10 protein-coding genes are annotated in these 9,795 nt (G+C 68.8%); 2 read left to right on the plus strand and 8 right to left on the minus strand.

What is annotated here, in order from left to right:
- The 7 genes from FDZ70_03080 to FDZ70_03110 form a co-directional block, all read right to left on the minus strand.
- Window positions 1-1,235: SpoIID/LytB domain-containing protein (locus tag FDZ70_03080; GenBank protein ID TLM79432.1), on the minus strand; the 1,235-nt coding region annotated here is incomplete at its 3' end.
- A gap of 138 nt (window positions 1,236-1,373) precedes the next feature.
- Window positions 1,374-2,918 (minus strand): LytR family transcriptional regulator, encoded by a 1,545-nt coding sequence (locus FDZ70_03085; GenBank protein ID TLM79433.1) that lies wholly within the window; start codon window positions 2,916-2,918, stop codon window positions 1,374-1,376.
- Entirely contained in the window at window positions 2,824-3,834 is a 1,011-nt protein-coding gene (locus FDZ70_03090; GenBank protein ID TLM79434.1) for a DUF354 domain-containing protein, read from the minus strand. Before FDZ70_03090 ends, FDZ70_03085 begins: the two co-directional genes overlap by 95 nt.
- Window positions 3,835-3,838: 4 nt before the next feature.
- Entirely contained in the window at window positions 3,839-4,918 is a 1,080-nt protein-coding gene (locus FDZ70_03095) for a UDP-N-acetylglucosamine 2-epimerase (non-hydrolyzing) (GenBank protein ID TLM79435.1), read from the minus strand.
- Complete coding sequence (locus tag FDZ70_03100) at window positions 4,915-6,033, minus strand: DegT/DnrJ/EryC1/StrS family aminotransferase (protein ID TLM79436.1); 1,119 nt, start codon at window positions 6,031-6,033, stop codon at window positions 4,915-4,917. Before FDZ70_03100 ends, FDZ70_03095 begins: the two co-directional genes overlap by 4 nt.
- A gap of 86 nt (window positions 6,034-6,119) precedes the next feature.
- The gene (locus tag FDZ70_03105; GenBank protein ID TLM79441.1) at window positions 6,120-6,830 is read right to left on the minus strand and encodes an N-acetyltransferase; all 711 of its coding nucleotides are present in this window, start codon (window positions 6,828-6,830) and stop codon (window positions 6,120-6,122) included.
- A gap of 26 nt (window positions 6,831-6,856) precedes the next feature.
- Window positions 6,857-7,885 carry a Gfo/Idh/MocA family oxidoreductase gene (locus tag FDZ70_03110; protein TLM79437.1) on the minus strand — a complete coding sequence of 343 codons (1,029 nt, stop codon included), beginning with the start codon at window positions 7,883-7,885 and terminating at the stop codon, window positions 6,857-6,859.
- A 139-nt stretch (window positions 7,886-8,024) separates the two neighbouring features.
- Here FDZ70_03110 and FDZ70_03115 point away from each other — a divergent pair, with 139 nt between their 5' ends.
- Together FDZ70_03115 and FDZ70_03120 are read left to right on the plus strand one after the other, a co-directional pair.
- A complete protein-coding gene (locus tag FDZ70_03115) occupies window positions 8,025-8,435 on the plus strand; it encodes a helix-turn-helix domain-containing protein (protein ID TLM79438.1) in 411 nt (136 codons plus the stop codon).
- A complete protein-coding gene (locus FDZ70_03120; GenBank protein TLM79439.1) occupies window positions 8,432-9,007 on the plus strand; it encodes a PIN domain-containing protein in 576 nt (191 codons plus the stop codon). Before FDZ70_03115 ends, FDZ70_03120 begins: the two co-directional genes overlap by 4 nt.
- On the opposite strand, the gene FDZ70_03125 is transcribed toward FDZ70_03120, so the two are convergent.
- The coding region (locus FDZ70_03125) for a nucleotide sugar dehydrogenase (GenBank protein TLM79440.1) at window positions 9,004-9,795 on the minus strand (792 nt) is incomplete at its 5' end. The two genes, FDZ70_03120 and FDZ70_03125, sit on opposite strands and share 4 nt — an antisense overlap.

Here is a 9,795-nt window from a genome sequence, read left to right on the forward strand (position 1 = left end):
CCGAGCGCACTCTTGAAGCTCGCGATCTTGCCGCCCTCGATCGTCTTGTCGTCGCCGGCGGCGCCCTCGAGCACGATCTGCTTCACGCGGCCCGACACGCCCCGCTGCGTCACGCGCACTTCGACGATCGAGGCCGGCACCTGGTCGGGCGTGAAGTACTTGTAACCTCCGGTCGAGTTCTGCTCGAGCAGCTCGGAGCGCAGCCCGCTCGCGGTGAACGCGAGGTCGTCCTCCGGCCAGACGTGGTAGGGGGACCCCGAGACGCTCTCGTACTCGTCGGCGACGCCCGTGTAGTACGGCCGCGGCGTCGCGCCCGGCCAGACGTTCTCGATGTTCTCGGTGTGACCGCCCGACGTCGAGGTGAAGAACGTCTGCACGACGGTGGTGCCGTACGTGACGACCTTGTTCGCGGTCGCGGCCACCGGGGCGTCGTACAGGTAGTCGGAGCTGTGGCGCGTCATCGTGCCGCCCGACGCCCTGCCCCAGCCGTTGTAGACCTGCGAGCGCGTCGTGCAGTAGACGTCGTAGTCGCCGGTGGACCGCAGGCTCACGTACGCATACGAGCGCGCGGCGACCGCCTGCACCTTGAGCGCCTCGGCGTGCCAGGACGCCGGCATCTCACGCGGCCCGACGCAGGTGACGTAGGTCTCCATCGGCACGTGGTTGTACGCGTACAGGTTCGAGCCCGACACAACCAGCCACATCTCGCCCTTGTAGCACACGCTCGTCCAGTCGAGCGGCCCGCTCGCGTCGAGCACCTCGGGCTGCCCGCCGCCACGCTCCCAGACGGCGGCGGGAGCGAGCACGCTTGTGACCACGCGCGAGGCCTGGTCCTTGACGATGACGACTCCGCCCGGCCCGGCGGTGAACGTGTAGACGGTATCCGTCCCCATCTCGAGTTCGCGCCCGTACCGGTTCTTGACCTTGAGCAGCGAGCTGTTCGCCCGCATGCGCCAAGACGGCTGGGCGATGTTGTCCTTCTGGATGGCCACGCGCACCTTCTTGCCCGGCACGGTGCCCAGCGTGGTCCCCTGGTAGTAGCGCTTGAGGATGCGGTCGTAGGTCCAGCCGTGCTCGGCGTAGCCCTTCGAGCCGTATTGGCTCATTCCGATGCCGTGTCCCCAGCCGCGGCCGGTGAAGGTGAACGTGGGCTCGGCGGCGTGCGCGAGCGCGGGGAACGCGAGCAGGAGCGCGAAGACGGTCAGCGCGAGGGCCGGCGTCCTGCTGCGTCGCATGCTGTGTCTGGGCCAGGCCACGATGTGACACCCGCTTTCAGGAACGCGCGCGGGGAGCGCGTCCCGAGCACTCATGATTCTACCGCCGTGCCGAGAGGACGGGCAAACCGCCCGGGCCTCCCGACACCGCCCGTCGCGCTACTCGTCCTCGCTCCCAGCGGTGCTCGCCCGCCAGTCGCGCCCGACCACGACGAGCACGTCGGTCTTGAACGAGTACATGCCGCGCGACTCGACCGTGTCGCCGACGCCGAGCTGCGTGCGCACCAGGTCGGCCTTGCGCTTGTCGGTGTTGTAGACGACGAGCGTCTTGTCGTAGACGAACTGCCCGGCGTTGCCGACCTCCTGGATGCGGAAGCCCTTCTTCTCGAGTTCGTTGGCGGCATCGGTGGCGATGCCCGCCACGCCGACGCCGTTGCGCACGGTGACCGTCACCATCGTCGGGGTCACCGTCGTCTGCCCGGAGCCGGCCACCGCCGTCGCCGAGCCCGTGACCGACTCGCCCGCGTCGATCTTCGCGATCATCTCCTTGACGCCCTCCTCGTCGAGGATGATGTACGACACGCCGCTCATCATCTTGGGCGCGCCCGGCAGGGTCACCGTCTCCAGCGACTCCTCCTTCATCTTCATGAGGTCCGACGCCAACCCGAACATGTCGGTGACCGTCAGGTCGGTCTCGGCGTTGCGCGCGACCGCGTCGAGGATGCCCTTGACGCGGAAGACGTTGCCGAGCGAGAGCACCTGCTTGGCGAGCGCGCGCAGGAAGACCTGCTGGTTGCGGATGCGCGCGATGTCGCCTTCCGGGAAGTTGCGCGAGCGCACGAACGTGAGCGCGTGCGCTCCGTCGAGCTTCTGCATCCCCGGGTCGACGATGTAGGAGCGGCGATCGTAGTTGGCGGCCTTCTTGTCCTCGATCCGCTCGGGGACGTCGACCCACACACCGCCCATCGCGTCGACGATCTCCTTGAAGCCGTTGAAGTCGATTGCGAGGTAGTGAGTGATGTCGGCGCCGGTGGTGTCCTCGAGCGTCTCGATCATCAGTTCGGGCCCGCCGAAGAACAGCGCCGCGTTGATCTTGTTGTGGCCGTGGCCGCGGATGCGCGCGCGCGAGTCGCGCGGGATGGACACGACGGTCGCCGTTCTCCTGTTCGGGTCAACGTGCACCATGAGGATGGTGTCCGAACGGCTGGCGGTCTCGCCCGGCCGAGCGTCGACACCGACGACGACCATCCAGAACGGCTCGGTCACCGTGCGCACGACGCTCGAGTCCTTGGGCTTCAGCGCAACCATGAGGGCGTCGTTGTTGCGATAGTTCTTCGTGAGCTTGTTCTGCCACCCGCCGAGATAGCCCGCCACGGCGAGCGCGGCGGGCGCGCAGACGAGCACGAACGCGCCGAGGCACCCGAGCAGCGTCTTGTTGCGCTTCGCGCGCCGGCGCTGCCCGTCGCGGAACGACTCGGCGCTGCGGCGGCGCGACGTCTCTCGGGGCGTCTCGGCGGTCGTCGAGGCCGGCTCGACCCGGTCGACCTCGCTCGCCCTGCGCATGCTGTGCTTGCCTGCAGGCCTTCTCGCCACGCGCTCTCTCGACTCCCTACTTCGCGACCGCTGCCATGCGGTCGACCAGGTCCGACACCTGCCGCCGAACGCGGCGGACTCCCGGGGGTTTCTTGCGGAACTCCAACTCATCGGCACTCGTGATGAATCGCATGAGCCCGTCGGCGACCAACGACGCGTCGACCGCGCCCTTCTCCAACGGCGAGATCGATACCACCGGGGTGCCCAGCGACGCCGCCTCGCGATTCACGGAGCCGCCCGCCCCGATCACGAGGTCAGCGAAGCAGATGAGGCTCTGCGCGTCGATGGTCTCGGCAGGCACGATGATGTTCGACGCCCCGACCGCTTCGACACCCTGACGCTGGTCGGGGGTGCGGAGCATGACCACCGCTTGGACGTCCTCGCGGGCGGCGATCGCCCTCAGCACGTCATCGAACAGCGGGTTCTCGACTCGGTGATACGCCGCCTGCGACGGCGGCGTGCGCACCACGACGATGATCTTCTCTCCGTCCAGCCCGAGCCGCCCGGGCACCGTGGGATCCGGCTCGAAATCGGCGAGGTAGTAGTCCTCCTTGATCCCCGGGTAGCCGTCGACCTTGCCCCGTCCGCCGTAGCGGTCGATGGCGGACGGAGGTATCACGTCGGGGATGAGCGCTTTGGCCGAGAGCCTCACGTTGATGGAGTGCGTGAGCCACGCGTGCTCGTAGTCGAACATCGTCACGTGCGGGACGCCCATCAGCCACGACACCACCGGCAGGTCGTTCGAGGCGTGGCTGACGGCCAGATCGAACGGGCCGTGCTTCATGCCCCACCGCAGCATCGCCGAGGAGCGCGCGATGAGACCCCAGGCCTTGGCGAGCATGTTGCCGCCGCGATGCCGACCGAGCACGGTGTGCTCGATGCCGAAGCGATCCAGTAGCGGCAATGTCTGAGCGAACTCGCGCGACGTCACCGAGACGCGCCACCCTCGGCGACGGAACTCGTCGATGACGGGACGCAGCACGAGCACGTGCGGCGAGTTCGTCATGTCGATCCAGACGTGAGGCATGCGCCTACGCGGACCCCCCGAAACGGTTCTCGATGGCCGCGACGATCTCCTCGGCCGCGTGGCCCTCACCGTAGACCGCGGGCCGCTCGCTCGGCCGGGGCCTTGCAGCGGCGGCGGCCAGCAGCCCTTTCGGATCCGTCCCCGCGAGCGTGTTCCACCCGTGCTCGACGGTCTCCACCCACTCGGTCTGGTCCCGGAGGGTCACGCACGGCACGCCGAGGAAGTACGCCTCCTTCTGCATCCCGCCCGAGTCGGTGATCATCGCGGCCGCGTTCCGCAGCAGCGTCACGCCCTCGATGTAGGGGACCGGGTCGATGTCGATGATGTTGGGATCGGACGCGACCGCCTCGGCCAGCCCGAATGCGCGCAGGCTGGCACGCGTCCGCGGATGCACGGCCCACACCACCGGCAGGTCCAGCCGTCCGAACGCCTGCACGATGCCCTCGAGGATGTCACGGTCGTCGACGTTGCTCGGACGGTGCGTGGTCGAGTAGAAGTACCCGCCCGGCGCCAGTCCCCGCTCGGCGAGAACGGCCGCGTCGTCGATCTTCTCCGAGAAGATCCGCAGCGTGTCGAGCATGACATCGCCTACGAGCACCGCGCGGTCGGCGAGGCCCTCACGGTCGCAGTTCACCATGGCCTCCTGTGTGGGGCACAGGAGCAGCTCGGAGAGGTGGTCCGCCGTGATGCGGTTGATCTCCTCGGGGATCGTCCGGTCGAAGCTGCGGAGCCCGGCCTCGACGTGGGCGCAGGGCGTCTGAAGCTTCACGGCGGCGAGCACCGCGGCGAGCGTGGTGTTGGTATCGCCATAGACGAGCACGAGATCCGGGGCGAGTTCGATGAGCAGCTCCTCGAGCTGGACGAGCATCATCCCCGTCATCTGACCGTGCGCACCGGAGCCGACCGCGAGGTTGTAGTCCGGCTCGGGGATGCCGAGCTCCTCGAAGAACACCGCCGACATTCCGTGGTCGTAGTGCTGGCCCGAATGGACCAGGATCTCCTCGTGCCGTTGGCGGAGCACCCGGCAAACCGGGGCGGCCTTGATGAACTGCGGGCGGGCGCCTACGACCGACACGATCTTCATGACGCACCCTCCGCCAGCGCCGCGCGCACGACGGAGGCGACGGCCTCCTGCTGCTCAGCCGTGATCCCGGGGAAGCACGGCAGCGCGAACGTCGCGCCGTCGCAGGACTCGGCCACAGGCAGCGACGGCTGCACATAGCCTGGCTGCTTGGTGAAGACCTCCTGCTCGTGCAGGGCGAGCGGGTAGTACAGCGCCGTGCCGATGCCCTCGGCCTTCAGCGCCTCCATGACCTCGGCGGCGCGTGCCGACTTCACCACGTAGAGGTGGTAGACCGCGTCGCCGTACTCGCGCGCGACGGGCAACTCGAGGCCCTCGATCCCAGCGAGCAGCTCGTCGTAGACGGCGGCGCCGGCGCGGCGCTGCGCGTTCCAGGTGTCGAGGTGCGGCAGTTTGACAGACAGGATGCCGGCCTGCAGCGCGTCGAGGCGCGAGTTGGAGCCGAAGGTGTCGTGGAAGTACTTCTTGGTGGTGCCGTGGCCGGCCAGCTTGCGCACGCGCGCGGCGAGGTCGGCGTCGTCGGTGGTCACGCAGCCGCCGTCACCCGCACAGCCGAGGTTCTTGCTCGGGAAGAACGAGAACGCCGCCGCGCGAGCGAGCGAGCCGGCGCGCCTGCCCTTGTAGGTGGCGCCGATGGCCTGGCACGCGTCCTCGACCACCGTGATGCCGCGCGGCTCGGTGATCGCGAGCAGCGCGTCCATGTCGACGCACTGGCCGAAGATGTGCACCGGCAGGACCGCCTTGGTCGCCGGCGTGATGGCCGCCTCGACCTTCGCGACGTCCATGTTGTAGGTGCCGGGCTCGATGTCGACGAAGACCGGCGTCGCGCCGACGTGCGCGATGCACTCGGCCGTGGCGAAGAAGGTGAACGGGGTGGTGATGACCTCGTCGCCGGGACCGATTCCCAGCGCCTCCATCAGCAGGAACAGCGCGTCGGTGCCGTTCGCGCAGGCCACCGCGTGCGCGGTCCCGCAGTACGCCGCGACCTGCTCCTCGAACGCCTTGACCCGCGCGCCGCCGATGAAGCCGGCCGAGCCCATGACCTCGGACCAGACGGCGTCGAGCTCGTCCTTCAGGTCGAGGTACTGCTGCTGCAAGTCGAGCAGGGGGATGCCCATGCGCAAGCGCTCCTAACGAGTGGTGTCGGGGTTCCGAAGCATGATGCCATGCCCTGCCGCGTCCTGCACGCCGGGCGTGGCAAGCGTCACTGGTTCTCCAGAAGCTCATCTTCCGGCACGTCGCGCACGACGCGCGCGGGCGAGCCCATCACCAGCGTGCGCGGCGGCACGTCCCGCGTCACGACCGCGGCGGTCGCCACGAACGCCTCCTCGCCGATCTCGATCCCGGGGAGGATGTGCGAACCGCCGCCGACCCGCGCGCCGCGCCGGATCGTGCAGCCCTTGAGCTCGGCGAACCGCTTCTCGGTGCGGCCCATGTAGTTGTCGTTGGTCGTCACGACCATCGGCGCGATGAAGCAGTCCTGTTCGATGGTCACGTACGCGGTGATGTACGCGCCGGTCTGCACCTTGGTGCGCGAGCCGATCGTGGTGTCGTTCTCCACCGTGACCCCGCGGCCGATGACCACGTTGTCGCCGATCGCGCAGCGCTCGCGCACGCCGGCGTTGTCGCCGACGATGCACTCGGCACCGAAGGTCGAACCGGCCATGAGCACGGTGTGCGAGCCGATCGAACACCCCGAGCCGACCTCGACGCCCGGCAGCGGGCCGCCCTTGGCGGTCGAGCGCTTGCCGAGCGTGGGCCGCTTGCCCACGATCGCGAAGTCCGCGACGACGCAGCCCTCGCCGAGGCGCGCGCCCTCGCAGATCGTGACGTGGTTGCCGAGCGTCACGCCGTCACCGATCACGGCGCCCGGGTCCACCACGCAGCCGAAGCCGTAGGTGAAGTCGGCGCCGATGACGGCGTCCTTGGCGATGTAGGCGGTCACGGGCGGGCCTGCGCGATCGCCACCGGCGCGCCGCCGGCCGCCATCGATGCGTCGACCGCCTCGAGCACCTGCACGACCGCAAGCCCAGCGCGGCCGTCGCTCTCGGGCGTGGCGCCGGACCGCACGCAGTCGAGGAAGTGCTGCACCTCGAGCGCCAGCGGCTCCTTCTGCGGCACCCAGGGCACGCGGATCTCGCCGAACCGCAAGCTGAGGTCCTCGCCGTACGCGAGCGCGCTCTCCGGCGCTCCGACGCCCTTGTCGTAGATCCAGATCTTCTCGGTGGCCTCCATGTCGTCGAAGACGAGCATCTTCTTCGTCCCGACGATCGTGAACTTGCGGATCTTGTGCGGGTCGAGCCACGACACGTGGATGTTGGCCATCTTGCCGCTCGCGAAGTGCAGCGTCGCGAAGACGGTATCGTGCACGCCGCCGGTCAGGTACGCCGCCCCCGTCGCGGACACGCTGACCGGAGTCTCGCCGAGCAGGTACAGCGCGATCGACACGTCGTGCGGCGCCAGCGACCAGAACGCGTTCTCCTCGGTCCGCACCTTGCCGAGGTTGAGACGCTGCGCGTACAGGTACAGCACGTCGCCGAGGTCACCGTTCGCGATGGTCTCGCGGATCCAGCGCACGGCCGAGTGGTAGACCATCAGGTGGCCGACCATGAGCGTCAGACCCTTCTCGGACGCGAGTGCCACGAGGTCTTGCGCGTCGGCCGAGGTCAGCGTGAGCGGCTTCTCGACGAAGACGTGCTTGCCTGCCTCGAGTGCGCGGCGCGCGATGGCGTGGTGGCTCGGCGCCGAGGTGGCGACGACGACCGCGTCGAGGTCGTGTTCGGCCAGCATCGTGTCGAGGTCCGTGACCATCGCGGCGTTCGGGTACAGGCACGCCGCCTTCGCGAGGTTGTCGCCGGACGCGTCGCACACCGCGACGAGCTCGGCGTCGGGCAGCCGGTCGACATTGCGGACGAGGTTGGGGCCCCAGTAGCCGTAGCCGACGGCGCCGATGCGGACGGGAGCGGTCATCGTGGGGATGTCACCTTCCGGGCGGGAGCGGTGTCGGCGCACATTCTACCGCACGCGCGCGTGCGCCGCGCCGTTTCGACTGTTTCGACTGTTGCGATTGTTTCGAATAGGGTGTAGCGTCGGCAACCGGAGGTGCGAGATGTCCAAGAGGGCGGTCGCGGGACCGGGGACCACCGAGGAGGCGGAGTTCGCGGCGCGGGTGGCGTCGGGCTCGGTCACGTTCGCGTTCGTCGACCTCGACGGCAAGGTGGTCGACCCGCCGCCTGCGCTCTACAGTGCCGTCCGGCAGGCCGTCGACATCGTCGCCGAGGGCGACTCGCCAGCGGTGGTCGCGCTCGAGCGCGACCTGACGACCCAGCAGGCGGCCGACATCATCGGCGTGTCGCGCCCGCACCTCGTGTCGATGCTCGACCACGGCGCCCTCCCCTACCGCCGGGTCGGGAACCGCAGGCGCATCCCCGCCGCCGCGGTGCTCGAAGCCAAGCGTCGGCATGATGCACTCGTCGAACTCACTCGGCTCTCCCAGGAGTATGGCCTGTACGACGAGTGACGCGGGACCACCCGATCTGCGCGGTGCTCGACGCCTGCGTGCTCTACCCCGCCGCACTTCGCGATGTCCTGCTGAGCGCCACCGACGAGAGCCTCTTCCGACCGGTGTGGAGTGATGAGATCCTCGCGGAGACGGACAGAGCGCTCGCCCGCTCCCCACGAGCGCTGACCTCTGAACAACGCGCGCGGCTGTTCAACGCCGTACGCCGCACGTTCCCCGATGCCACGGTCCGAATCGCCTCATGGCCGGGGCCCGTTCCCCGGCTCCCTGACCCGCACGACGAACACGTCGTGCGCTGTGCGCTGGCCGCCGACGCCCGACTCATCGTGACGATGAACCTGAGGGACTTCCCGGACCCGCATCTGCATCCGAGTGGGCTTGCCGCTGTGCATCCTGACCGGTTCCTGTGCACTCTCGCGGCATGGGAGCCGGCGACACTCGACCGCCTCGTGACAGAAGCGGCGCTCCGCATGACCCACCCGCCTCGATCTCGGGACGACTTCCTCGACGCCCTCGAACGCACGGTGCCGCGCTTCGCCGCGCTCATGCGAGGCGATCTCGGCGAGGGCTAGAGCAGCACGACCTTGTCGTCGCCGGCCCAGGCGCGCATCGCGTTGCGCGTGTCGAGCACGAGCTTCGCGCGCTCGGCCACCATCGCGTAGTCCACGCCGCTGTGGTTCGTCACCACGAGCACGACGTCCGCTCGGCCGACCTCGTCGGCGGTCAGGTCCACGGACGGCACCTTCACGCCGTGCTCGTCGAAGGCCGGGACGAACGGGTCGTGGTAGACGAGGTCGGCGCCCTCACCCTGCAGCAGCTCTGCGATCTTGATCGACGGCGACTCGCGCATGTCGTCGATGTCGTTCTTGTAGGCGGCTCCGAGCATGAGCACGCGCGCGCCGTTGAGCGCGACACCATGCGCGTTGAGCGCCTTCATGAGCCGCGAGACCACGTAGTACGGCATGTTCTCGTTCGTCTTGCCGGCAAGCTCGATGAACTCGGTGTGGAAGTCGTACTGGCGCGCCTTCCACGACAGGTAGAACGGATCGATCGGGATGCAGTGCCCGCCCAAGCCCGGGCCCGGGTAGAACGGCATGAAGCCGAACGGCTTGGTCTTCGCCGCGTCCACGACCTCCCACACGTCGATGTCCATGCGCTCGCCGAGGACGAGCAGCTCGTTGACGAGGGCGATGTTCACACAGCGGAAGATGTTCTCGAGCAGCTTGGTCATCTCGGCGGCGCGCGTCGTGGAGACCGGCACTACCGTGTCGATGAAGCGCTCGTAGAACGCGACCGCGTGCGCGCGGCATTCGGCGGTCACCCCGCCGACGACCTTCGGCGTGTTGCGCGTCTGGTAGAC

Source organism: Actinomycetota bacterium, assembly GCA_005774595.1.
Lineage (GTDB): Bacteria > Actinomycetota > Coriobacteriia > Anaerosomatales > D1FN1-002 > D1FN1-002.